The organism is Streptomyces sp. NPDC051738 (assembly GCF_044453205.1).
In the GTDB taxonomy this organism is placed as follows: Bacteria; Actinomycetota; Actinomycetes; order Streptomycetales; family Streptomycetaceae; genus Streptomyces.
In genome coordinates this window covers 421,221-445,889 of record NZ_JBITCM010000006.1, presented here as the reverse complement: position 1 = coordinate 445,889, position 24,669 = coordinate 421,221, and the positions used below count along the sequence as shown (strand labels likewise).

Here is a 24,669-nt window from a genome sequence, read left to right as displayed (position 1 = left end):
GCGAGACAACACCGCGCAGACCATTCCCGGCCCGCTCCGCATGCGGTGGTCCGCAAGCACGGCCGTTCCAACATCATGATGTAAGTCCGAGGATGCGGAACGGGTGTTCTGCCCGTCGTGCTGCCCGGCGGGTGGCTTCGGCGGTGTCGTCGCGTCCGTGCAGGTGAAGCGCCCCGATGGCGAGGTTCCGCAGCGCGGCCATGACACGCGGGCCGGAACTGGTGCGGACGCGGCCAGGCGCACCCGCACCCCGTCGAGCCCGCGACCTGCCGGCAGCCGCCGTCGAAACGCACCCGGTCGCCCACACGCAGCACCTTCATGCGCAGCTCACCACCGACAGTGCATCCAGTCGGACGGACAAGTCCGTGTGCAGCCGCCCGGTCCACAGCAGGTGGTACAGCGTCGGGAGCACCGCGATCGGATCGCCCACCGCCTTCGCGCCCGCGATCAGCGGACCCGGCTCGGCGAACTGCGCCAGCAGCAGTGCATCCCATGGCCGCTTGCGGCATCGGCTCCTCGGACGCCGAGGACATCGCGCTGTACCGGGAGAAGTTCCGGCGGCGCATGCCGAAGTCGCTGGACGAGTTGCGCGGCCCTGCCCGGGGAGTCGTGGAGCTGCCACCGCACATGGCCTGGTCCGGGATGACCTCGTACGATATGAGCAAACCTCACCAGCGCATGGGCCCGTAACGCACCGTCTTGCATGAGGGCGCCTGCGCGACGACCTGCCCACTACCTCAACCAGGATCTGCTCCTGCAGATGTGGCCCGTGTTGCGCACCCTCGTCGGTCGCACTGTCCGCGCCGTATGGGAAGACGACCTCCCCCAGCTCACCTCCCGCCACCGGGCAGCCCGCCACCACGGCACCCGCACCCACCTCTACACCAGCCGCGGCACCGGCTTCTGGGGCCCGCCCTTCCGCATCTTCGCCCCCAGCGAGATCACCCTGCTCATACTCCGCTCCCCGCAGCGGCCCCCCACGCCGTAGCGCTGGGCGGGCGGGCCGGCGGTTCCGCCTGGAGATGTTGCAGTGCGCCGGCACCCCGAAGAAGGGCATCGCACCCCAGACCGTCCGGCCGAACGCCGCCGCGGACTCCCCCACCGGCCACGGCCCCAGCGACCTGCAGTCGGCCTACGGCCTGGCCTCCGCCGCCTCCGCCAGCGGCTCCGGCAGGACCATCGCCATCGTCGACGCAGACGCCCCGAGCGCCCAGTCGGACCTGGCCAACACCCACGACAGTCAGGCTCTGATGCCCCTGTCCGGAGCGTGCCGCGATCCGCTCCACCGCGGGCCGCACCGACGCCGACCGGCCAAGCTCCACGGGGCAAGGGCTCTCACAGATCAGGGTTGTGTGAACTACGTATCTACAGCGGCCGACCTCGATCGTGTATGGAGCGAGCTGAGGTGTACGCGATTTCGATGGCCCTGGGAGTGCCGGAGGCGAGGGAGTCGCCGGGAGAGGCCGCCGGCGCAGACGATCCCCCCCGCCAGGGCAAAGACGACGGCACACACGGAGCGCGCGGCGTCCAGCGGCTCCTGCATGCCAGCCACCATGCAGGCGAAGGCGGTGCCCTGCGAACCGGTACACCGCATCATTCCGAAGGAATGCGAAACTCGAATTTGGGACGGTCCCACGGCACGGCGGGCGGGTTCGCGAGTGCGGTCCCGGTCCGCACTGCGCCGACGCGGTGGTAGAAGTCCTCGGCGGGAACGTGCGACACGACCTCGACACGTTCGAGCCCGGCGGCACGAGCCTCGGACTGCATGTGCGCGACGAGCAGCCGTCCAATACCACGTCCTTGCGCTTCGTCGGCGACGAACAGCAGGTCGAGCTCCGGTGGAGCGAGGACGAGCGAGTAGAACCCGATGACCCGGCCTCCATGCTCGTCGGCGCCGACGGCTACGAAGGCACGGTGGGCCTCGATGTAGTCAGGACCGACCCGGTAGCCCGCCACTGCGGCTGCGTACTTACCCTCGTAGGCGCCTGAGCCACGCACGAGCCGCGTGAGCCGTTTGGCATCCCGCGCGACTGCCCTTCGTATCGTGATCGGCTGGCTGATCGGGGAAGTGCGTGAACTCATCGGGAGAGTATTTCGCATCGGGGAGTGCCTTCCTGCGGCCGGCCGGTCGGCGAGCGCCGTTTCCGCACGAAGTTCGACACGGAGTACGAGCCCGGCGAACTCCTCGCCATCGCCTGCCGCGACGGCGTCGAAACCGGCCGCCACACCCTGCGCTCCGCCACCGGCCCGGTGCGGCTGCGCGCAGAGACCGACCGCCCGGTCATCACGGCGAACGGCAGCGACCTCGCATACATCACCCTCACCCTGACCGACCCGGACGGCACCCTCCACACCACGGCCGACCGCCCGGTGCGCCTCGAAGTCTCCGCCACGGGCGTCCTGGCGGGCTTCGGCAGCGCCGATCCGGCCTCCGAGGAACGCTTCGACGCCACCGAACGCCGTACCTACGAAGGCCGCTCCCTCGCCGCCCTGCGCCCGACCGGCCCCGGCAAGATCCACCTGATCGCCTCGGCTCCGGAGTGCACCCCGGTCGAAGTGCTTGTCACCGTCGAGTAGCCCCCCGGTTATGTTTTCGACGATGAACAGCGTGGCGCACGCGGTGAGGAGACGGCGGTTGCGGGACCGCTCGGCGAGGGTGAACAGGGCAGCGAACGGGGCGAACACGATGTCCTGCATCAGGGTGGCGGGCAGCGTGCACACGAACACCGCGAGCGGAAAGCGCCGACGGGCGGCGAGTGCGGCGCAGCCCGCGATGGCCAGCGCCTTCACCGGCTCGCTGTGCGAGCAGCGCCGCCTGGACCCGGCTGGTGACGCGCAGTTTGGTGAGGATCGCACTCACGTGGTCCTTGACGGTGCCCGCGCTGAGGTGGATCCGCGTACCGACGTCCGCGTCGACAACCCCTCCGCGATCAGCACGAGCCCCTCGCGCTCACGCTCGGTGAGCCGCCCGACGCGGGCGGTCTCGGCGTCCTCGGCCGCCCCGGGATGGCTCTGCCACACAGCGCACGATGCCTTAGGTGACATGACAACCCCGCCTGCGGCCAACGTACGGACCAGCTGGGCGAGTTGATCGGGCTCGGTGTCCTTGAGCAGGAAACCGGCCGCACCGGACCCCAGCGCGGTCAGGCCGTCGACGTCCGGCATGCGCGCTCGTGGCGCATCCGCGGGAATCCGCCCGCGTGGAAGAGCAGCGGGGTCTCGGGGCCGTGCCCGACCTGGTGGATCCGGAAGGTGATGACGGTGTGGTCGCCCGCGGGGAGTTCCCCGGCGATCTCGCAGTCCATCCAGGAGCTCGCGCCCTCGACGAAGAGCGAGCCGTGTGGGGTGGGGTGGGTGCCGAGGCCGGCGAACCTGTCCGCGTCCTTCGCCGCGAGCTGGCGGCACGCCGCGCCCTGGTGCTCGGCGAGCACCGAGGCGCCTATCCGCCCGGCCGTCTTCAGGACGGGCCAGGTCGAGGAGTCGTTCCGCACCGAGAACAGGGCCATGGGTGGGTCGAAGGAGACTCCCACCGCCAGCGATGTGGCGACCATCCCATATGGCGACCCGTCGACCGTCGCGCAGAGGGCCACGACCGCCGCGGGGAAGCCGCCGAAGACGGCGCGCACCTGGTCGGAATGGGCGACCGCGGGTGCGAGGACCGCGGCATCGGTGCCGAAGCGCCTGTCGAGGCCCGTGAACGTCATATCGCGCCGACCGTGAATCCGGCGGTGGAGGAGGGCCGGGCGGAGATCTCCGCCGCGTGCTCGGCCGGGTCCGTCATCGTGGTCTCGCCGCCAGGCTCGGCGATGACGATGGCGATGGCGATGGCGATTGCGTTCGCACGTGCCTGGACCGGGCCGGGAGCCCGCGAACCTGCCTTGGGGTTCCCCGCTGCAACGCAGGTCCTCACGACAGCCTCCAATCGTCATCACGATGTCCGGGTCGCCGCCCGGTCGACACTTCAACCGTGGAGCACATCAGCTCATGTCGCCGATGCCCATGGGGTCTTGTCCGTGCGCAGGGCGACGCCCTGCGATGCGCGGCTTCGACTTCGACTTCGGTTAGCTTCGGCCTCGGCTTCGGCTTCACAGGCTTCGACCTGCTTGGCGGACCGAGATCTTCAGCCACGCCAAGCAGGTCGAGCATTCACCCTGCCCCGTACCTACGCGGTACTGCGGGTCTACGCAGAGGTCGCCTGCCCAGGGGGCTGTGTTCCAGGAGCAGGAGCGGGGGCGGGAGCAGGAGCAGGGGCGGCGGCGGGGGCGGGAGCCATCTTCACCAGGCCGAACAGCCCGATGAGCAGGAGGACGGCGATGAACACCGCGCCGCCGCCCAGGGCCTCCCCCGCGGCGGTCGCGACCGCGTCCTGCGAGGTCATGCCGGTCTTGAGCGCGTCCTCGAGCCCGGAGATGTAGATCGTGCCGAGGACGGCGATGCCGAGCGCACCGCCGACCTGCTGCATGGTCTGCAGCATGCCCGCCGCGGCGCCGGCATTCTGCGGCGGCAGGCCCGCGAGGACGGTGAAGTTCAGCCCGGTGAAGGCGATGCCGACGCCGACGCCGCAGAGGATTGTCGGGACCACGATGAAGGCGTAGCCGGTGGACGGGGTCATCTGGCTGAGCCAGAGCAGGCCGATGATGATCAGCGCCGCCGCGGCGACCACGAGGTTCTTCGGGCCGAACTTCTTCACCAGCGGCGGGAAGGTCCACCGTGAGGAGAGGACGCCCAGGGTCAGCGGAACGACCGCGAAGCCGGCCTCGACCGGGGTGTATCCCAGGGAGTCCTGGGCGTACACCATCAGGAAGTAGAGGCCGGCGAACATGGCCGCGGGCAGCATCAGCATGCCGGCGTAGGCGACGGCCCGGTTCCGGCTGGCGAACAGGGACAACGGGATGATCGGCTGGGCCACCCGCTGCTCGCCGATCAGGAACACGATGAGCAGCACGGCTCCCGCGACGAAGGCGGTGATCGTCTGCGTACTGCCCCAGCCCCCGTCAGCGGCGTGGGTGAACCCGTAGACGATGCCGATCAGACCGGCCGTGCCGGTGACCGCGCCGAACACGTCGAGCTTGCCCTTGACCTGCGGCGGCTGCGGGATGAACCGGAGGGCGAGCACGATGATCATGATGCCGATCGGCACGTTCACCAGCATCACCCAGCGCCAGTTGACCCACGAGGTGAGCATGCCGCCGGCCAGCAGGCCGAGGGAGCCGCCCGCCGAGGACGCGGCGGTGTAGTAGCTCAGGGCCCGGGCCCGGGCGGGCGGTGCGGTGAAGGTGGTGGCGATCAGCGACAGCGCGCTCGGCGCGGCGACCGCCGCCCCGATCCCCTGGATCACCCGGGTGGTGAGCAGCCAGGTGGGGTTCTGGGCGAGACCTCCCACGAGGGAGGCGATCGTGAACACCGCCACGCCGACGATGAGGACCGTGCGGCGACCGTATGCGTCACCGAGCCTGCCGCCGAACAGCAGCAGGCCGCCGAAGGCCACCGCGTAGGCGTTGATGACCCAGGTGAGGTTGGCCGAGGAGAAGCCCAGCTCGCGCTGGATGGTCGGCAGGGCGGTGTTCACGATCGTCAGGTCCAGCATGATCATGAGCTGGCAGGTCACGATCACGACGAGGGCCATCGTCAGCCGGCGCTCGGCTGACCGGGCGGCTACCTGGGGCGGTGCAGCCGAGGTGTTCGACATTGCCTTCCTTAAGACGGAGGGAACGGAGATGGTGCGACGGCCCGCCTGGCGGGGCCGATCACCAGTCGGGAGCGGCGGCCAGGGGGCCCTGTGTCGATGTCAGACGGCCCAGGGGATGGGGTTGGCCCCTTCGGTGCCCGGAATGCTCACCAGCGCTCCGGCCTGCATGGCGACCAGTGCCTCCAGCGGCTGACCGGTGCTGCGGAACTGGCGCACGGAGCCTGCCGGTACCACCAGCGCCTGACCGGCGGAGACCTGCTCGGTCTCGCCGTCGACCGTGAACTCGAAGGAGCCGGCGATCGGCATCCAGATCTGATCCTTGTCGATCACGTGGACGGGGGACTCGCCGCCGTCGATCACCGAGACCTTCCAGGTCGCCACCTGGTCGCTGCCCTGGCTCGGCGCGGCGAGGCCGTACATCACGGCGGACGCGGTCTTGATCGTCCGGTCTTCAGAGGGGTTGATGATGTTCACGGTGCTCCTCCTGTGTCAAGTTGCTTGACACACTCTAATGGGGACGGCCGAGCGTGTGTCAACATGGATCCATGAAAAACGCGGATGACCTGACTGACTACGAGCTCATCTACCTTGTCGGGATGACGTTCCAGCTGTTGCTCGGGGAGTTCGTGGGTCGGCTTAACGAACGCGGCTATGAAGACGTCAGACCAATTGACGGCATGGCCCTTCAGGTACTCAAGGGCGGTGGCGCCACCGGTACCGAACTGGCCGCCGCACTGGGAATTACCAAGCAGGCCGTGAGCGGGATGATCACGCACCTTGAGGAACACGGGTATGTGGTTCGCGTGCAGCACCCGTCCGGTGGTCGCCGCCAATTGATTCAGCTGACCGAAAGGGCTTATGAGCACCTGGAGGTCGCCGGCGCCGTACTGCGTGACCTCGAAGCCGAGGTCATCGGCCAGACCGGGAGGATTCCCATGTACACCCTGCGGATGACGCTGGCGGAGATGATTGTGTCGCTGAGCGGGGGCAATATTCCGCCGCTGCGGCCGACGTGGTGAGGCCCTTCTCCGGAAAGGCGAACGGAAAACACTCATCGCGAGCTCATCGCGAGTAGACCGGGGCCGATCTCGCGGGTGGGACGAATTCTCCGTTCTCATCGTCAGTGGTAGGACGTGACCGTTCCGACTTCCATGTCTCGATTGCTTCGATGACTGCGGGGCGCAGCTGCGCCGCGCTGATGATCCTGTCGACGGAGCCGACCTCGACGGCCCGCTGGATGGTGTGGATCCCGTCGAACTCGGCGGCGACCTCGCTGAGTTTCTCCGCCCGTACGGCCTCGGTGACCTCGGCCAGTTCGGCGTCGAGCGTGGCGCGGTCGGCCGTCCCGGCCCCGGCCACCTTCGCGTGGAGGCCGGCGACCCTTGGGTCGGCGGCGGTGCGCTTGCGGACCTCGCCGGAGAACACGACCGCGGCGGCGGGGGCGCCCCCGAGGACGGAGGCGAACGAGCCCTCGACGGCGAGGAGCGTCATGTTCGGGTTGAGCGCCTTGGAGAACACGGCGAAGGTGCCGCCGTGGCAGCGGGAGACGACGCAGAACACGATCGGGCCTTCGAAGTTGACGACCGCCCGGCCGATCTCGGCGCCGTACTCCAGCTGGAGCTTGCGCATCGACTCCGGGGAGCCGTCGAATCCGGACATGTTCGCCACGACCACGAGCGGCCGGTTGCCGGAGGCGGCGTTGATCGCCCGCGCCGTCTTCTTCGACGACATGGGGAACAGCGTGCCGGCGGTGTAGGTGTCCGGTCCGTCGTTGGGCGGGAAGCCGCGCCGGGGCACCGAGTGGGACTCGACGCCGAGCAGGCAGACCGGGTGTCCGCCGATGTGGGCGTCCTGGACCACGGAGGTCTCGGCGTCGGCCATGCCCGCCCACCGCTCCAGGACGGGGTGGTCCTGGTCGGACAGGGCCCGCATCACGGTCCGGATGTCGAACGGCTTCTTGCGGTCCGGGTTGGACGCGGCGGAGAAGATCTCCCCGACGGTGGAGAACCCGCTGCCGTCGGCAGGGTGCGGGTGGCCGCAGATGTCCCGGTCACTCGGGTCAGTCGTCGGGGACGGGCGCGGCGCCTTCTCGCCGGGCGCGATGTAGGCGTGGTCGTAGTGGGTCATGAGGAGCGCGGCCGCGGCGGTGAGGTCCGGTGCCCAGTACTGGGCCTGGCCGTTGGGGCCCATGATCCGGTCGTGGCCGCCGATGCCGAAGTTGTCCTCGGCGGACACGCCGCCGGAGAAGTCGAGGGACTGCTTGCCGGTGAGGACCATCGCCGAGTCCGGGGTCATGACCAGGATGCCCTTGGTGTGCATGAGCATCGTCGCCTCGGCGTTCCAGTACGGCTGGCCGCCGACGGTGATCCCGGCGATGACGATGTTGATCTCGCCGCCGGCCTGGGTGAACTCGACGATCCGTTTGAGCGCGGCGGCGACCCAGTCCATGTTCTCCGAGCCTGAGGTCATGGAGATCTGCGCCCCGGCGGAAAGGGCGAACCACTCGACCGGGACCCGCATCTCCTCGGCCAGGTCGAGGGCGGCGATGACGCGGGCGCACTCGGGCTCGGACAGGGAACCCAGAGACTTCGTCGGGTCTCCGAGCAGCGCCACCCGGGTGACGCCCTCGGGGTACACGGCTGTGGGCGTGGTGACGACGCCGACGACGATGCCCGCGGTGTTGTTCCCCCTCGGCCGGTCCGCCGGGACCAGGCACCTGCGCCCGGTGCCGGGCCCGACGGCGCTGCCGGCCTCGCCGGGTTCGAGGTCGTACTCGGTGAACGTGCCCTTGTCCCCGGCGAGCAGGCCGGTGAGCTCGTAGGGGTAGACGGTGCCGCGGCGGGCCGCTGACAGGACCTTCCGCCGGTAGTCGTCCAGCGGCGGGATGACGTCGGTGGGCGGCGGACCGGCGTGCAGCACCGGAGCGCCCTGCGTGTCGCCGGTGATCCTCAGGGACGTCTCCGCCGGTTCCCCGCTCGCCTGGCGCCGCCGGACGACGAGCTCGACCTCTTCCAGGCCGGCGCCCGACACGGACGGGCGGAGCCGGCGGACGAGCGGGGCCAGTTCCCGCACGCCGACGTCGCTTGGGGGCCACACGTACATCAGGATCCGGTTGGTCCCCGGGCCCACGCTGTCCGGCCGCTGTGACCGGGCGGTGCGGATCGCGTCGAGGCAGGCGGCGAGGGTGTTCTCCACCTCGGGCAGGGCGACAAGCCGGCCCTCGGCGTCGCGCAGCGGGGTCAGTTTCCGGACCTGGCCCATCGCGATCAGCCGCTCGTCTCTGCCGTCGGTCTTCGCGACGGCCCGGAGCAGGCACAGGTCCTCGTCCGCGGACGGCAGCCGGGTGAGACCGAACGCGCGGAGCCGGCCGAGCCGCAGGCGCTCGGCGATCCGCGGGTGCAGGCCGCGAATCAGCCGGCCCTCGGCCAGGCGATTGCCGTCGCCGGGTCCGAAGGTGAAGTGGTGCGGCATGACGGTGGCCGCGGTGCCGACGACCGTGACGGTGATCCGGACGACCCCGGCGGGCGCCAGCCGCGCCGAGACGGCGCCGGTGACCGCCGCGGCGATCTCGTCGGCGGCGGGCCGGCCGGCCCAGGCGACGTAGATGTCGGCGGCCAGGCCGCCGCCAGCCGTCTGGCCGGACAGGGCCCCGGTGGCCGCGACCGCGCCCGGCAGGCCGGCGATGTCCGTGGTGGTGGCAGCGACGCGGGTCACGGCGCCGGCCTGGCCGGCGGCGAGGGTGCCGGTGTGCTCCGCGGTGACGAACCGGTACCCGGCGACGTCGGCGACGGTGACGTTCGCCAGGCGGCGGTTGCCGTAGTAGCGGCGGGTGAGGACCTCCAGCAGCGGCGTGTGATCCAGGCCGGGCCGGTCGGCACCCGCTCCGCCCGCCAGGCGCGCGGAGCGGGTGAGCCGCTGCCCGAGCAGCCGGACGAGGGGCTCGGGGGCGGCGGCCATCGCCCGGATGCGGTCGCCTCGGTCGGCGGCGAGCGGCTGCGCGTCGAGGTGGCGCAGGTCCGCGCGGACCGCGGCGTACACGCGGGCCCTGTCGCGGCGCAGCGGCGGCCGGGTGAACCAGCGGAACAGGACGCCGCGGGCGAGGTCGGACACGGCGGGGAACTGCTCCCGGGTCGCCTCGATGAGGTGTTCCAGGGCCGGGCCCACCCGCGCGCGGACGGGCTCGGCGGGCGGTGCGCTCGTCTGCCACCGCCGCAGCAGCTCGCGGATGATCACGGCACCGTCGGCCATCCGCTGCTGGGCGAGGAAGATCCGGAAGACCGCCGTCTCCAGCTCCGGCGTCCGGTCCGGCCCGGTGACGCCGTAGTGGGCCAAGACCCGACGCAGTTGGGTCCGGACCGGCTCGGGAAGCCCGGCGCGGTCGGCGTCGAGGCTGCGCAGGTAGACGTGGAAGTGCTCGCGCGGGCTGTGCACGAAGCTCACGGTGCCGCCGGTCCCGGCCAGGTCCACGTCCGCGGCCCCGGCATGGCGGACCGGCCTGCTCCGGCTCAGCTCCGACAGGTCGGCGAAGACGGTGAGCAGGTCCCCTTCCGCGGGGACGAGCTCGTCGCCCAGCTCGGCGCGGGCGCCCAGGTACGCGGCGAGCAGGAACGTACGGTCGTCAGCGTCGCCGTCGAAGCCGAGCAGCAGGCCACGCAGGTCCCGCAGGCACGCGGAGGCCAGGTCCGCGGCCGACCCGTGGTCCGCGACCGCGGGCAGGTCGATGGCCTGCTCCCCCGGGGTCATGCCTTCGCCGACGGCCGTGCCGTCGCCGGCCGCACCGTCCTCGTCGGGCAACGGCTCCAGGCGCAGCAGCGGCGTACCGGTCTCGACCTGGGTGCCGACCGGGAGCGGGCACTCGCGGACCAGGGCACGGAACGGGGCCCGCAGCACCGTCTCCATCTTCATCGATTCCAGCACCAGGACCGGGGCGCCCTCCGCGACCTCGTCCCCGGCGGCGACCGGGGTCGCGACCACCAGGGCCGGGGCGGGAGAGCGGACCACGCCGCCCTCGTCACGGCTGATCCGGTGCGCGACCGAGTCGACCTCGACCAGGTGCACGGGCCCGTGCACGGAGGCCGTCAGCCGGAATCGCCGCCCGTTGACCGTGAGGGCGCCGCTGTGACCGTCGAACCGCTCCAGCACGGCATCGGCCACGGCGACGTCGCCGCCGGCCGCGATCTCGACCCGGAAGCGGTCCGGGCCCTGGCGCGCGACGCGCACCCGGTAGGAGACGTCGCGGAGCTTGTAGTCGCGGGCCTGCCCGGGGTCGTGACGGACGTGGGGTCGCCCGCCGCGGGCGGCGGCCAGCAGCGACTGCCGTCCGGCCTCCTCCTCGTCCTCGTACGTTCCGACAGCCGCGGCGACGAGGGCGACGCCGGAGTGCTCGTGGGCCGCAAGGCGGCCCTGCTCACGGACCCGGTCGATCCAGCCGGTGTCGGCCCAGCCGGCCGCGGTGCCGCCGTCGGTGACCTCGGGCTGGTCCAGCAGGTCCAGGACGAAGCTCTTGTTGGTGGCGCCGCCCTCGATGACGACGCTGGTCTCGGTCATGGCGCGCCGCAGCCGGGCCAGGGCCTCGTCCCTGTCGCGGCCGTAGGCGATGACCTTGGCGATCATCGAGTCGAAGTCCGCGGGGATCGTGTCGCCCTCGCCGACGCCGGTGTCGACGCGTATCCCCGGCCCGGCCGGCAGGACCAGGCGGGTGATGCGGCCGGGCGCGGGCGCGAAGTCGCGGTCCGGGTCCTCGGCGTTCAGCCGTGCCTCGACGGCGTGCCCGGACTCGGCCGGCCGGTCCCCGACGAGGCGCCCGCCGGACGCCACGTGCAGCTGCATCCGCACCAGGTCGAGGCCCGTGGTCAGTTCGGTGACCGGGTGCTCGACCTGCAGGCGTGTGTTCACCTCGAGGAACGCGAACTGCTTGTCATCCGGGTGGTAGAGGAACTCCACGGTCGCGGCGCCCCGATAACCGACCGAGAGGGCGAGCCGCTCCGCGGACGCCTTCAGGTCCGTGACCTGCTGCGCGGACAGCAGCGGGGAGGCGGACTCCTCGATGACCTTCTGGTTGCGGCGCTGCACCGAGCAGTCCCGCACGCCCAGCGCCCAGGCCGTGCCCTGCCCGTCCGCGATCACCTGGACCTCGACGTGCCGCGCACCGGTCACGAGCCGTTCGAGGAAGACCGTGCCGTTGCCGAACGCCCGCACCGCCTCCGAACTGGTCCGCTCAAAGGCCTCGGTGAGGTCGGTGGCCGAGGTGATGACCCGGATGCCGCGCCCGCCGCCGCCGGCGGTGGCCTTCAGCATCAGCGGGTAGCCGATCCGCTCCGCCGCCTGGTGTGCCTCCTCCAGGGTGGCGACCGGGCCGCGGCTCCACGGGGCGACCGGTACGCCGACCCGCTCGGCGATCAGTTTCGCGCCGATCTTGTCGCCCAGATTGCGCATCGCCTCCGCGGACGGGCCGACGAACGTGACCCCGACCTTCTCGCACAGCTCCGCGAACGCCGGGTCCTCCGCGACGAAACCCCAGCCCGGCCACGCCGCGTCCGCGCCCGACTCCGCCAGGGCGCTCTCCAGCACCGCCAAGTCGAGATAGGGGCGGTCCGCCGCCGCGCCGAGGAAGACCCTTCGGTCGGCCTCCCGCACGAACGTGGCACCGCGATCGGCGCCGGTGTACAGCGCTACCGTCTCGATGACCGTCCCGGTCTGCGCGGACAGGTCACGGACAGCGTGGATCAGCCGCATCGCGGCTTCCCCCCGGTTGACAATGGCAATACGCCTGAACACCGGCCAGGCCTCCTTACGAAGATTCGTGCAGCGCCGGAGAGTGCTTTTGGAAAGTCACAGTGAAAGGAATTCCTAGAGGCGCTCGAATACGCCGAACTTCCACTCGATGTTGTAGCCGAGACCCGTTCCGGCCGGCCCCTTCGAGAGTTCCGGGAAGACACGTTCGCGCATGATGAAGCGAATGACTTCCTCTCGGGTCGCCCGGTCGGATATCTCGGCGAGGTATTCCGCCTGATTCGACGGGACGAGGGCGGTCGCCAGGTTTTCCTCGGCCAGCAACTCGAAAGTCTGACCGAATGACGTTCCGGTCATGAAGGGCGCGAGAGCAGCGACCACGCTTTCGATGGACTGCGGCGTGGGCAGAATCCGGCGATCCGCACGCTTCTGGGCGTTGGCTCTTTCGCTCGGACGCACGCGGGCGACGGCCTCGCGCAGCGGCGCGGGGCAATGGGACGGGTCGGCCGCGTCCAGCGCGTTCAGCCAGTGCTTTCTGAGCAGGCGGTTGGGGTCGTGGAAATGAACGGAGTTCCTGGTGGCGGGTCCGAGGTCGGGCGCGTTGAAGACCAGCTTTCCGCCGGGCGCCAGCACCTCCGCGATCGAGGCGGCCGCGTGCCGCATAGGGCCTTCACGAAGCAGGTGGAACACCATGTTCGCCATCACCACGTCGACGCGATCGCCTGACATGACGTCGAGCAGCCCACGGAATTGACCGTCCTCTCCTCGCAGAGAATGGAACCTGACCCACGGGACGTCCTTCAGGAGTTCATAGCCCTGGGCGAACCATCCGGTCGGCAGGTCGACCAGGTGGACTTCGAAGCCGATACCGAGACCGGCGAGACGTTCGGGAAGGTCCTGCGCGATGCAGACCTTGGAGAGTTCTATCGATGCCAGGCCGGTACCCGCCCCGTAATCCAGAACCCGGATGACCTCGCCCCTGCGGGCCTGCTCGGCACGCGCGTTGATCGCGGCCATGACTTCGCGGACCACGACTCCGGTCGCTCCGGCGGACCACCTGCGGGGCTGGGACAAGTCGCCGTCGAAGTAGAGCAGTTCGTGCAGGCCGCGACCGTCGTCCAGGTCGCATCCCGGTTCCGGGCGCCAGTCGCCCGCCCGCGCGGTCGTCACGAGGTGCTGTCCCGCGACCGCGGGCGCCCCGGGCCTGCCGTCTCGGTCGCGTCGCTGGATCACTTCCAGGGGATTGGGCTGCGCGCACACGAACCGGTTGACCGAGACCGCGACGAAAGGCCGCGTGGCCGGGTGACGGCGCTCAAGGTGGCTGCTCGCGGTCAGACCGGCCCTCCGGCAGCAGGTCATGAACGTCGAGTACTCGACCGGATACTGGTGCGCCAGGCCGCGGTAGACCTCGAAGGCGGCCGCGTGCAGCGTGCCGAGATGCTGGGACGCGACGTGCGGCGGCACGCTGTGCGCCTCGACGAGCACCATGCCGTGCTTGCCGATGTACGGCTTCCAGCGCTCGAGATGCGCGACGAGATCCGCCTCGACCGCGGCGGCCGACAGCGGCGTGCCGTCGGGCGCCACGTACGCGCCGGACGCCGTGCCAGGGACGTCGGACGGCGATCCGCCCCGGTAGACCCGGCCGTGATCGGCGAACGAGCGGATGTGCAGGCCGTCCTCGATCGACAGCCCGTGCTCGGCCAGTCGCGCCCGCAGTTCCTGTGGCGACGCGACGTCTCCCGACAGGAGCAGCGGGTCGCGTACGCCGGCGGCGCGCAACGTCCGCCGTGCCGCGTCGAGAGCGACGGGGCTGGCGTCGATTCCGACGTACCGGACACCGTCCCCGAGCATGGCATGCAGGTGGGCGAGCCAACTGCCGTCACCGCACCCCATGTCGGCGATGAACGCCGGCCGCCGGCCGTACGCGAACATCTCCTGGAAGATCGGGTCCGCGTCGGCGAAGTACCGGCGACGGGCGGCCGAGCCGGCCCACACCTGGAGCTCGCGCTCTCCCTGCCATGCGTCGTCGCCGGGATCCACCACGAGCTCGCCGCGCAGCAGCTCTTCCAGGCGTGCCAGCAGGGGAAGATGCGAGCCCGCCAGGCCGAAGTGGTCGCCGAACTCCCGGAAGGCCCGGCCTTTCCGGGTCCAACGGGACTCGGCGTCGACCCAGCCGATCAGGGCCAGGAAACGTTCGGCGTCCCGCGGGAGCCGGTCGCCGCCCTCGTCGGCCCGCAGTGCCAGCATGACCGGTACCAGCAGCGCGCCTTCCAGGCATGCCCCTACCAACTCGTCCTGCTCGGCGCCCGCGTGCCATTCCTCGAAGCGCCCCACCGCGGCTGAGAAGGCGTCCGCGGTCTCGGCATCCCACGGGGTCTGCCACGCGTCGGGCGCGCTGCCGGCGAACCGGGCGAGGAGCCGGCCCGCCGCCACGAGGTGATCGCGATGGCGCAGGGCCGCTCGCCCGGACGGCGTCCACGTCGCCGGCTCGGCGTCACCGTCGAACCAGCCGACGCTCGCGAGGCAGCGCCGGACGACGCTCAGGTAACCGGTCTCGGGCAGGCCGCACTGCTGACCGGGTCCGGTGTCCAGCAGGCCGAGCGAGTCGAGTGCGCGGAGGACTGAGGAGACGACCACGCCGTCCTGGTGGAGGAAATTGCGGCGGCGCGCGTCGGCCTGATGGTCCGCCGGCACCTCACTGTCGGTCGATCGACACGTGCTGGTTGTCGTCCCAGAAAGCACTGAGTACCCCCGTAGTCAGCTGATGACGCGAGCCTGGTAGCCGCGGGTGTTCGTCTTGGTACGTCGGCGGGAAGGGCAGGTGCGCGGATGCGCACCGGTATCGGCGCGGGGTGCCGGGCGGGACCGGGTCACGGACGCGGCCGTGAACGCTCCGGGGCGTGCCGTCGACGTCCCGCGTGGCCGCCGGTCGCGGCCGGTGGCCGCGACCGGGGCGGCCTCGTCAGACCCTGCCGTTCGCCGCGGCCTGGGCCGCCTCGCGGACCTGCGCGGAGAAGTCGTGGCGGTGCGACGCGTCCCAGGCCTGCGAGTCGCGCAGGCCCCGCACCGAGCCGGTGAAGTGCGGCGCGACCTCCGAGGCGAACAACTCGAAGCTCTCCATGGTCTGCCGGCGGTTGGCCCAGTTCTGCACGGTCAGCAGCAGGCTGCCGAGGCCGCCGCTCTGCTCGGTCAGGTGCTCGATCGCCTCTATCGCATCCTGCGGGGACCCGATGATCGCGGTGCGCGTCTCCACCATGTGCTCCACCTCGCGGCCCTCCGGCAGGTCACCGACGGCGCCGAGGGTGCCCTTGACGTAGTCGCGGAACCACTCCGCCGCCCCCTCGCGCACCTGCCGGTACGCCTCCTCGCGGGTCTCCGCGATGTGGGTGCAGATCGCCACGCGCCACTTGCCGCGGTCCACCGTGGTGCCGTTCTTGGCGGCCTCGTCCTCGGCGGCCTCCCACAGCTTGCCCAGCGGCGGGGCCTCCCGTCCGGCCAGTCCGGCGAAGGTCAGCGGGTTGATGCCGTACTTGCCGGCCAGCCGCATGCTGCGCTCGGTACCCACGCCCGCCGCCATCATCTCGAAGCAGGGCTGGGTGTACGGCCGCAGCTGCAGCCGGGCCTCGCGCAGCTCGAACCAGTCGGTCTTGCGGGTCAGCGGCTCGGTGCTGGTGAGCAGGTGGTGGATCGCGTCCAGCGACTCGGCCATCATCCGACGCTGGTCACCGGCGGAGATGCCCATCATGTACGCGTCCGCGGGGTGCACCCCGGCGCCCATGCCGAACATGACCCGGCCTCGGGTCTGGTGGTCGAGCTGGACCATCCGGTCGGCCGCGGTGAGCGGGTGGTGGTAGGGCAGGCTGACGACGCCGGTGCCCAGCATGATGCGCCGGGTGCGCTCGGCCGCGGCGGCCAGGAACAGCTCCGGCGAGGCGATGGTGGACCAGCCGCCGGAGTGGTGCTCGCCGACCCAGGCCTCGTCGAAGCCCAACTCGTCGGCGCGGCTGATCAGCTCCAGGTCGTGCTGGAAGTTCGCGGTCGGGTCCTGGCCGAGCCGGTGGAAGGGAGGGAGAAACGCTCCGAATCGCATGCTTGGGTGTCCTCTCGAATTTCTTCTGGGATTTCGCTCGCCGGGTTCGGTCAGGAATGCAGGGCTCGCCGGATCGCGTCCGCCACGACGTCCACGGCGGGCGGCGCGACGACGGAGTAGTGGTCGCCGGGCACGGCTTCGACGCTGGTGACGTCGCCGCCCAGGTGTTCCGTCCAGGCCGCGGCCGTCTTCTCGTCCGCGCCGCCGTCCGCCGCGCGCAGCAGCAGGGTGCGGACTCCGGACGGGGCGGGACGGTGGGCCTCCAGCAGGCGCGAGTTGGCCATGAAGCGCTCGATGATCCGCTGGAAGGCCTCGGCGCCGATGTCCGCCGGCAGCACGCCGGCGCTCACCAGGGACTGGCGCAGGGACTGGATGCGGTCGGTATCGGACACCGCCTCGTCGTCGTCCGCCGCGGGGCGCGGGGTCCAGTCGAGGCCCGACAGTCCGGCCAGGTCGCGGGCGAACCAGTCGAGCAGCTCGTCGTCGCCGAGCGGCCCGCCGGCGGCCGGACCCGGCTGTTCGAGCAGGTCCACGGCGACGACCAGCTCCGCCGTGCGGCCCGAAGCGGCCATCAGCCGGGACATCTCGATCGCGACCACGCCGCCCATCGACCAGCCGCCGAGCACCCAGGGGCCGTCCGGCCGTACCGCGAGGACTTCCTCGACGTAGTGGGCGGCCAGTTCCGTCAGCGTCGGCGCGCCCAGGTCGTCCGGGGTCTGGAGCGCGTAGAACGGGCGGTCGCCGTCGACCCGCGCGGCCAGTTCCGCGTAGCAGAGCACGTCGCCGCCGACCGGGTGCACGAAGAACAGCGGCGGCAGCGCGCCTTCCGTACGCACCGGCACCAGGGCTTCGCGGCGGGCCGTGCCGCCTGCGTCGGCCAGCGCCTCGGCCAGCTGGGCGATGGTCGGCCGGGCGAACAGCAGGGACACGGGCAGCACCCGCTCCCACTCGGCCTCGATGCGGGCCATCAGCCGCACCGCGGTGAGCGAGTCGCCGCCCAGGGCGAAGAAGCCGGCCTCCGCGGTGACCAGCGCCGGGTCGAAGAACTCGGCCCAGATCGCGGCAAGCCGGGTCTCGGTCTCGCCTTGGGGCGCCCGGCCGGCGGCGTCGCCGAGGGCCAGGGACGGGTCGGGCAGCGCGCCGCGGTTCACCTTGCCGTTGGCGGTGAGCGGCAGCTCGTCGAGCAGCACGAACTGCCTGGGGATCATGTACTCCGGCAGCACGGCGCGCAGCGCCGACTCCAGCTTGCCGGTGTCCGGGTCGGCGTCGGGCTGGTGGACCACGTAGGCGACCAGACGCTTGGGACCCTGCCGGGAGCCGAGCGCCTGCACCACGGTGGCGCGCACGCCCTCGCAGTGCGCGATCGCCGCTTCGATCTCACCGAGTTCGATGCGGTATCCCTGCACCTTGACCTGGTTGTCCTCGCGGCCGAGGAACTCGATCACGCCGTCGGGCCGGTAGCGGCCCAGGTCGCCGGTGCGGTAGAGCCGCTCACCGGTGGCCGGGTGCCGGACGAACGAGGCGCGCGTCTTCTCCCCGTCGGCGTGGTAACCGCGGGCCAGGCCCTCGCCGCCGATGTAGAGCTGGCCGGGCACCCAGGCCGGGCGCGGGCGCAGTTGCTCGTCGAGCACGTGGAACTGCTGATTGCGCATCGGCGTGCCGTACGGGACGCTCGTCCACTGCGGGTCGACGCTCTCGATCGGGTGCCAGATCGACCAGATCGCCGCCTCGGTCGCGCCGCCCAGGCTCCACGTCGCCGCGCCGGGCAGCACGCGCCGGATCAGTTCCGGCAGGGTCACCGGGATCCAGTCGCCGCTCATCATCACGATGCGGACCTGGTCCGTCGGCCGCGCGGCCGGCGAGGCGAGGTGCTGGGCGAACAGCTCCATCAGGGCGGGGACGGTGTTCCAGATCGTCACGCCGTGTTCGCGGACGAGTTCGGCCCACCGGGACGGTTCGTGCGCGGCGTCCGGCTCGGGCAGCACGATCGCGCCGCCGGCGGCGAGCATGCCGAACACGTCGTAGACGGACAGGTCGAAGTTGAACGCGGACAGGGCCAGCACGCGGTCCCGGTCGGTGACGGCGAAGCGGTCGTTGACGTCCGCGATGGTGTTGCAGGCCGCCCGGTGCTCGATCATCACCCCCTTGGGGGTTCCGGTGCTGCCGGAGGTGAAGATGACGTACGCCAGGTCTCCCGGGTCCGCGGGGGACGGCGGGGTCGGCGCGTCGGAGAGCGCGGCGAGCGTCTCGTCGTCGATCACGAGCCGTTCCACGCCTTCGGGCCAGGACTCGTCGGCCGGCCCGCCGGGCTGGGTGAGCGCCAGGGTGATGCCGGAGGTCTCGCAGAGCGTGCGGAGCCGTTCGGCCGGGACCGAGGCGTCGATCGGCACGTAGGCGGCGCCCGCCTTGAGGATGCCGAGTGCGCCGGCGACCTGCTCCCAGCCCTTGTGCATCACCACGCCGATCAGCTGCTCGGGGGTGGTGCCGCGGTCGAGCAGCCAGTGCCCGATCCGGTTCGACAGGGTGTCGAGTTCACCGTAGGTGAGGCTGCGGTCGGGCGTGATCACGGCGACCCGCTCGGGCCGTTCGGCCGCGCCTGCGAGGAACCCCGCGTGCAGCAGCCCTTCGGGCCGGGGGCCGGCGGTGGCGTTGACGCGGTGGCGCACGGCGAGGTCCGGCTGGCCCAGGAGGGGGGCGATCGGACCGTGCCAGGCCGCGGGCGAGGCGGCCAGCTCGTTGAGGAGGCTGACGTAGGCGGCGTGCATCGCGTCGATCAGACCGGCCGGGAAGAGCTCTTCCACCACGTCCCAGTTGACGATCAGCTCGCCGTCGTCCTCGATCACCTGGTGGTCGAGCCACACCTGCGGGGTGCGGATGGCGCTGGAGACCTCGTGTCCGCCGTCGCCGAGGGAGAGCAGGTGCTGGACCAGGCCGACACCCGCGGCGCGCGTGTCACGGGCGGCGAAGTTCACCGTGCTGGCGAACACGACCGGTACGGACGCGCGCACCGACTCGCCGCGCCGCTGGTTCAGCTCGCGCAGCACCCGGACACCGCTCACCCGGCTGTGCCCGAGGTCCTGCCACAGCTGCTGCTGCACGTTGACGGCGCGTTCGGCGAACGGCGTGCCGCCGCCCGCGTGCACCTCCAGCAGGATCGTCGAGCTGAAGTTGCCCACGATCGAGTCCACCTGCGGGTGCAGCGGCATCCGGTTGAAGAAGAGCACGTTCAGGGTGAAGTCGGGGTTCGTGCTCCACTGCGCGATCACCTCGGTGTACGCGGCGCAGATGGCCGCGGACGCGGTGACCCCGGCCGCCTTCGCGTGCTCCCGGAACGCCGTCCAGGCCTCGCCGTCGAGCCGGTGCGAGCGGTGCACGAAGTGCGGCCGGCGCACGGTGGCGGGGTCGCGTGCCAGCGGCAGTTCGGGCGCGGGCGGCATGTGGGCGACCCGGCCGCGCCAGTAGTCGAGGGAGGCCTCGTACTCGGGGCCCTGCTCCAGTTCCTTCACCGCGGTGACGTAGTCGCGGAAGGTGATCTCCGCGGGCTCGCCCAGGTCCTCGCCGTTGACGGACGCCGCCCACTCGCGGAACACCGTCGAGGCGCCCCACGCGTCGCTGATCAGCGCCTCGTGCGCGACGTGCAGACGGATGCGCCCCTCGCCGAGGACGGTGGCGCGGACGTCGAACAGGGGCCATTCGGCCGGGTCGAAGACCTGGTCGCGCATCTCGTCGTGGACGGCGGTCAGCTCCCGCTCACGCGCCTCGGCGTCGAGCCCGGACACGTCGTAGGTACGGATCTCGTAGCGCGGCACCTCGGGCAGCACCCGCTGGGTGCTGTCGCCGTTCATCACCGCCCTGAGCATGTCGTGGCGGTCGATCAGCTCGTTGAGCTTGTCGGTCAGGAGGCCGAGGTCGGCGCCTTCGAGGTCGACCTCGGTGAAGAAGTAGGTCGAGACGTTGCCGAGCTCGAAGGCGTCCGTGCGGCCCAGTATGTAGGCCTGCTGGAGGTCGGTGAGCGGGAAGGGTTCGAACCGCGCGGCCGGGTCGGGCACGATCCGCGGCGGCTCGTCCGCCACGGGTTCGAGGCTGGTATCCGCGCCCGGAGCGGCGTCCTGCACGGCGTCGGCGCCGGTCGGCTCGCCGAGCGCGTCGAGGACCAGCTCCGTCAGGCCCTTGATGTCACAGCCCTCGATGAAGGCGACCAGCGGCAGCGAGACGGACAGCCGGCGGGTCAGCTGGTCGTTGGCCTGCAGCGCCATCAGCGAGTCGAGCCCCAGGGCCGGGAGCGGCTCGTCGAGGTCGAGGTCCTCGGCGCGGGCTCCGAGGACACCCGCGATGGTTCCGGCGACCAGCTTCAGGGTCTCGGCCGCGCGCTCGTTCGCGGGCAGGGCGAGGATACGGGCGCGTGCCGCACCGCTCGCTCCGGCCGGCTGGGCGGACGCCGCCGCGCCGGGGCGCGCCGCGTTCGTCTTCGCGGTCTGCTGCCGCGTGACCGCGTCCTTGTCGGCGCGCTTCATGTACACGCCCTGGGCCGACACCACCGGGTTGCCCTCGGCGTCCCGCACGTCGAGCGTCGCGGTGAGGACGTCGCCGGCGTAGCCGGACCGGGTCACGGTGGCGCGGCAGTAGATCGCGCCGCCGTCGTGGCCGTGGAAGGTGAGGCGGTCGATGCCGAGGAGCATGTACGCCTCGTCCGGCGCACCGCCTTCGGGCATGCAGCTGATCAGCATCTGCAGCAGCGAGTCGGTCACGCCCGGGTGCAGCAGATACGGGTCGGCCTCGCCCGCAGCGGCGGGCCGGAGCCGGGCGACGGCCTCGCCGGGCCGGTGCCAGAGGTGGTCGATCCAGCGGGCCGCCCCACCCAGGTAGATCTGGCGCTTCCAGAGCTGTGTGTAGTGCTCCTCGCCGGTGGTCTGCTGGGCGAACTCGGCGGCCAGCCGCGCCTCGTCGATGGCCTCGGAGGCCGTACCGGGCGTGCCGGGGCCGACGCGTCCCTGGGCGTGCAGCACCCAGGGGGCGGAGTCTCCGGCGCTCTCGGGGCGGGCGAAGAAGCGGTAGGCGTGGCGCGTCTCGTCGAGGGGTTCGAGCGCGATCTGTCCGGCACACACCTCACTGGCGATGAGGCTCTGGGGAACCGAGTAGTCCTCGACGGCGATCGGCCCGGTGACGCCTTCGCGCCGCGCGGCCGACATGGCCAGGTCGAGGTAGACACCGGCGTTGACCACCGGCATGCCGTCCATGACGCAGTCGCGCAGGACCGCGTGCGCCGCGGGGTCGATCCGCGCGTCGTAGAGACGGCTGTCCAGGGCGCACGGGATGGACGCGCCGAGCAGCGCGCCGCCCGCGGCGCCAGCGGAGGCGCCCGTCGGGGCCGGGGAGCCCGGCGTCGCCGCGACATCGGTGCGCGTGCTCGGGGTGTACCAGTGCCGGTCGGTCCGGAACGGGTACGTGGGTACGCCGACCTTGCGCCGGCCCCGTCCCGCGTCGACCTTCTCCCAGTCGACCGGAACGCCGCGGGTGTGCAGCGCGGCCAGGCTGTTGAGCATCACCCGGTTGTCGTCCTGCCGCTGCCGCAGCGAGGGCAGGAAGAGCAGGTCGGGGCCGGAGTCGGACTGCGGGGCGAACCGCGAGGCCATGCCGCAGAGCACGGGGCTCGGCCCGACCTCGATGAACACGGTGCAGCCGGAGTCGAACACGGCCTGCATCCCGCGGAGGAAGTCCACCGGGGCAAGCGCGTGGCGGCGCCAGTACCCGGCGCCGATACAGCCGTCGCCGCCCAGGGACTTGCCGGTGACGTTCGAGAACAACGGGATCTGCGGAGCCCGGTACACGATCTTCTCGGCCTCGGCCTCGAACGCGTCGAGCATCGGCTCCATGAGCGGCGAGTGGAAGGCCTTGGCGGTGTTGATCGGCCGTGAGCTGATGCCCGCCTCGGCGAGGACGGGCAGGAAGGGCTCCATCGCCTCGGGCGCGCCGGCCACCACGATGCTCTGCGGGCCGTTGACGGCGCTGAGCGAGAGCCCCGGCCCGGCCTGCGCGAGCAGTTCGCGCACCCGCTGGGCGTCGGCGAACACGTTGAGCATCGCGCCCTCGGGGGTCAGCTCCTGCATCAGCCGGCCGCGGTGGGCGGCGAGCAGCGCGCCCTCGGTCCAGTCCATCGCCCCGGCCACACAGGCCGCGGCGAGCTCGCCGATGCTGTGGCCGAGCAGGGCGGCCGGCTCCACGCCCCAGGAGCGCCACAGCCGGGCGACGGCGTACTCGAGGACGAACAGGGCCGGCTGGGTGTAACGGGTCTCGTCGATGAGCCCGGTGTCGAGCGAGCCGTCGAGCATCAGCGGCAGCAGGCGGCGGCCGAGCACGGGCTCGAGGAGCTCGTCGGCCTGGTCGAACAGTTCGCGCACCAGCGGCTCGGTGCGGTAGAGCGTGGCGGCCATCGGCGCGTACTGCGAGCCCTGGCCGGTGAACAGGAAGGCGACGCGGGGCCGCCCGGAGGCGCTCACCCGGCCCGTGTGCACATACGGCGACGCGTCCTCGTCCGGCTCGATCACCTCGGCGAGCCGCTCGCTCAGCACCTCGGCGGTCGAGCCGACCACGGTGGCCCGGTGGGGCAGCACGGCGCGGCCCACGGTCGAGGTGTGGCACAGGTCGGGCAGCTCGCGCTCGTCCACGGCCACCAGCCGCTCCTGGTAGGCGTGCACCAGCTCGCCGAGGGCCGCGGAGCTCTTCGCGGACAGGGTCAGGACGTGGTCCTTGCGCGGCTCGGGCAGGTCCGCGCTCGCTTCCGGCGCCGGCGGCTCGCCGACGACCACGTGCGCGTTGGTGCCGCTGACGCCGAACCCGCTGACTCCGGCGACGCGGGTTCCGCTCCCGGCGGGGAACGCTGTCGGCTCGACCGGGATGCGCAGGTGCAGCTGGTCCAGGTCGATCGCCGGGTTGACGGTGTTCAGGTTCAGGTGCGGCGGTACGGTGCCGTGCCGCACGGTCATCAGGGCCTTGATGAGGCCCACGACGCCGGCCGCGGCCTCCAGGTGGCCGAAGTTGGTCTTGGCGGAACCGACCAGCGGCGGCTCCGCACCGGCCGGCGTGCCGAGTGCGGCGCGCAGCGCCCGCAGTTCGATCGGGTCGCCGAGCGGGGTGCCGGTGCCGTGCGCCTCGATGTACCCGACGCGGCTGCCGTCGACCCGGGCCGCGCGCAGCGCCGCCCGCACCACGTCGGTCTGGGCCGCCGGGTTGGGCACGGTGATGCCGCTGCTGCGGCCGTCCTGGTTGACGGCGGAGCCGAGGATCAGCCCCTCGATCCGGTCGTTGTCCGCGAGCGCGTCGGACAGCCGCTTGAGCACCACCACGCCGCAGCCCTCGCCGCGGCCGTACCCGTCGGCGGACGCGTCGAAGGTCTTGCATCGGCCGTCCTCGGCGAGCATGCCGGCCTGGGTCATCAGCAGGAACCACTCGGGGCTCAGCAGGACGTTGACGCCCCCGGCCAGGGCCATCGAGGTCTCGCCGGAGCGCAGGCTCTGGCAGGCCAGGTGCACCGCGACCAGCGAGGAGGAGCAGGCGGTGTCCACGGACAGGCTCGGGCCGCTCAGGCCGAGCCAGTAGGAGAGCCGGCCGGCCGCGAACGTGGAGGCGTTGCTGGTGGTGCAGTACATCTCCAGCTCGTCCGGGACGACGTGCTGCATCTGGTTCTGGGTGTAGTCGTACGTGGTGACGCCCAGGTAGACGCCGGTGGGGCTGCCGGACAGGCGGTCCGGGGACTGGCCCGCGTGCTCCAGGGCCTCCCAGGCCACTTCGAGGAACATCCGCTGCTGCGGGTCGAGTGCGGCGGCCTCGCGCGGGGAGATGCCGAAGAACCCGGCGTCGAAGCGGTCGACCTCGTCGAGGAAGCCGCCGCCCTTCACGCCGCCCCAGCGCTGCGGGTCCCAGCGGTCCGAGGGGACCGGCCCGGTTCCGCTCTGGCTCCGGAGCAGGAAATCCCAGTACTGCTCCGGGCTGCGCACTCCGCCGGGCAGCCGGCAGCCCATGCCGATCACCGCGATGGGCTCGGTCTTCGCCTGCTCCGCCTCGTCGAGGCGTTCGCGCAGCTTGCGGATCTGCACCAGGCTCCGGGCCAGTACCTCGCGGGCCTGGCTGGACTCAGCTGTGTCGATGGTCATAGCCCTTC

General features: G+C 71.7%; 12 protein-coding genes and 2 pseudogenes. 4 read left to right on the top strand and 10 right to left on the bottom strand.

Features of this window, described 5'->3' with window-relative positions:
- Positions 1-492: 492 nt before the first annotated feature.
- Both ACIA8X_RS17415 and ACIA8X_RS17410 read left to right on the top strand, forming a co-directional pair.
- Positions 493-690 (top strand): hypothetical protein, encoded by a 198-nt coding sequence (locus ACIA8X_RS17415; RefSeq protein ID WP_393447993.1) that lies wholly within the window; start codon positions 493-495, stop codon positions 688-690.
- A 169-nt stretch (positions 691-859) separates the two neighbouring features.
- Positions 860-988: pseudogene (locus tag ACIA8X_RS17410) on the top strand (metallophosphoesterase); the annotation flags it as partial.
- A gap of 605 nt (positions 989-1,593) precedes the next feature.
- On the opposite strand, the gene ACIA8X_RS17405 reads toward ACIA8X_RS17410, so the two are convergent.
- Entirely contained in the window at positions 1,594-2,082 is a 489-nt protein-coding gene (locus tag ACIA8X_RS17405; protein ID WP_399458622.1) for a GNAT family N-acetyltransferase, read from the bottom strand.
- Between the two features lie 24 nt (positions 2,083-2,106).
- Between ACIA8X_RS17405 and ACIA8X_RS17400 the strand changes: the two genes are divergently transcribed.
- Positions 2,107-2,577 (top strand): hypothetical protein, encoded by a 471-nt coding sequence (locus ACIA8X_RS17400; RefSeq protein ID WP_393447989.1) that lies wholly within the window; start codon positions 2,107-2,109, stop codon positions 2,575-2,577.
- A 211-nt stretch (positions 2,578-2,788) separates the two neighbouring features.
- Here the strand turns inward: ACIA8X_RS17400 and ACIA8X_RS17395 are convergent.
- From ACIA8X_RS17395 to ACIA8X_RS17375, 5 genes and pseudogenes are all read right to left on the bottom strand, one after another.
- Positions 2,789-3,147 (bottom strand): annotated as a pseudogene (locus ACIA8X_RS17395) (LuxR C-terminal-related transcriptional regulator); the annotation flags it as partial.
- Positions 3,144-3,551 (bottom strand): flavin reductase family protein, encoded by a 408-nt coding sequence (locus ACIA8X_RS17390; protein ID WP_393448087.1) that lies wholly within the window; start codon positions 3,549-3,551, stop codon positions 3,144-3,146. The gene ACIA8X_RS17390 and the pseudogene ACIA8X_RS17395, both read right to left, overlap by 4 nt.
- 149 nt (positions 3,552-3,700) lie before the next feature.
- Positions 3,701-3,910: a hypothetical protein gene (locus ACIA8X_RS17385; protein WP_399458621.1), complete on the bottom strand. Its 210-nt coding sequence runs from the start codon at positions 3,908-3,910 to the stop codon at positions 3,701-3,703.
- 270 nt (positions 3,911-4,180) lie between these two features.
- Positions 4,181-5,689 (bottom strand): MFS transporter, encoded by a 1,509-nt coding sequence (locus tag ACIA8X_RS17380; RefSeq protein ID WP_393447985.1) that lies wholly within the window; start codon positions 5,687-5,689, stop codon positions 4,181-4,183.
- A 99-nt stretch (positions 5,690-5,788) separates the two neighbouring features.
- Positions 5,789-6,163 (bottom strand): cupin domain-containing protein, encoded by a 375-nt coding sequence (locus ACIA8X_RS17375; protein ID WP_393447983.1) that lies wholly within the window; start codon positions 6,161-6,163, stop codon positions 5,789-5,791.
- Positions 6,164-6,234: 71 nt separating this feature from the next.
- On the opposite strand from ACIA8X_RS17375, the gene ACIA8X_RS17370 reads away from it, so the two are divergent.
- A complete protein-coding gene (locus tag ACIA8X_RS17370; RefSeq protein WP_393447981.1) occupies positions 6,235-6,708 on the top strand; it encodes a MarR family winged helix-turn-helix transcriptional regulator in 474 nt (157 codons plus the stop codon).
- A gap of 43 nt (positions 6,709-6,751) precedes the next feature.
- Here ACIA8X_RS17370 and ACIA8X_RS17365 read toward each other — a convergent pair whose 3' ends face one another.
- From ACIA8X_RS17365 to ACIA8X_RS17350, 4 genes are all read right to left on the bottom strand, one after another.
- The gene (locus tag ACIA8X_RS17365; RefSeq protein ID WP_399458620.1) at positions 6,752-12,466 is read right to left on the bottom strand and encodes a carboxyl transferase domain-containing protein; all 5,715 of its coding nucleotides are present in this window, start codon (positions 12,464-12,466) and stop codon (positions 6,752-6,754) included.
- 72 nt (positions 12,467-12,538) lie between these two features.
- Positions 12,539-15,115, bottom strand: a complete 2,577-nt coding sequence (locus ACIA8X_RS17360; protein ID WP_393447977.1) for a methyltransferase domain-containing protein — start codon at positions 15,113-15,115, stop codon at positions 12,539-12,541.
- A gap of 268 nt (positions 15,116-15,383) precedes the next feature.
- Complete coding sequence (locus tag ACIA8X_RS17355; protein WP_393447975.1) at positions 15,384-16,511, bottom strand: LLM class flavin-dependent oxidoreductase; 1,128 nt, start codon at positions 16,509-16,511, stop codon at positions 15,384-15,386.
- Positions 16,512-16,561: 50 nt separating this feature from the next.
- A complete protein-coding gene (locus tag ACIA8X_RS17350; protein WP_399458619.1) occupies positions 16,562-24,661 on the bottom strand; it encodes an amino acid adenylation domain-containing protein in 8,100 nt (2,699 codons plus the stop codon).
- Positions 24,662-24,669 lie beyond the last annotated feature (8 nt).

Bases quoted from the DNA above. Each gene is read 5' to 3' on its own strand.
- ACIA8X_RS17380 (WP_393447985.1), bottom strand. From the start codon at position 5,689: ATGTCGAACACCTCGGCTGCACCGCCCCAGGTAGCCGCCCGGTCAGCC.
- ACIA8X_RS17350 (WP_399458619.1), bottom strand. From the start codon at position 24,661: ATGACCATCGACACAGCTGAGTCCAGCCAGGCCCGCGAGGTACTGGCC.
- ACIA8X_RS17355 (WP_393447975.1), bottom strand. From the start codon at position 16,511: ATGCGATTCGGAGCGTTTCTCCCTCCCTTCCACCGGCTCGGCCAGGAC.
- ACIA8X_RS17405 (WP_399458622.1), bottom strand. From the start codon at position 2,082: ATGAGTTCACGCACTTCCCCGATCAGCCAGCCGATCACGATACGAAGG.
- ACIA8X_RS17370 (WP_393447981.1), top strand. From the start codon at position 6,235: ATGAAAAACGCGGATGACCTGACTGACTACGAGCTCATCTACCTTGTC.
- ACIA8X_RS17390 (WP_393448087.1), bottom strand. From the start codon at position 3,551: ATGGTCGCCACATCGCTGGCGGTGGGAGTCTCCTTCGACCCACCCATG.
- ACIA8X_RS17415 (WP_393447993.1), top strand. From the start codon at position 493: ATGGCCGCTTGCGGCATCGGCTCCTCGGACGCCGAGGACATCGCGCTG.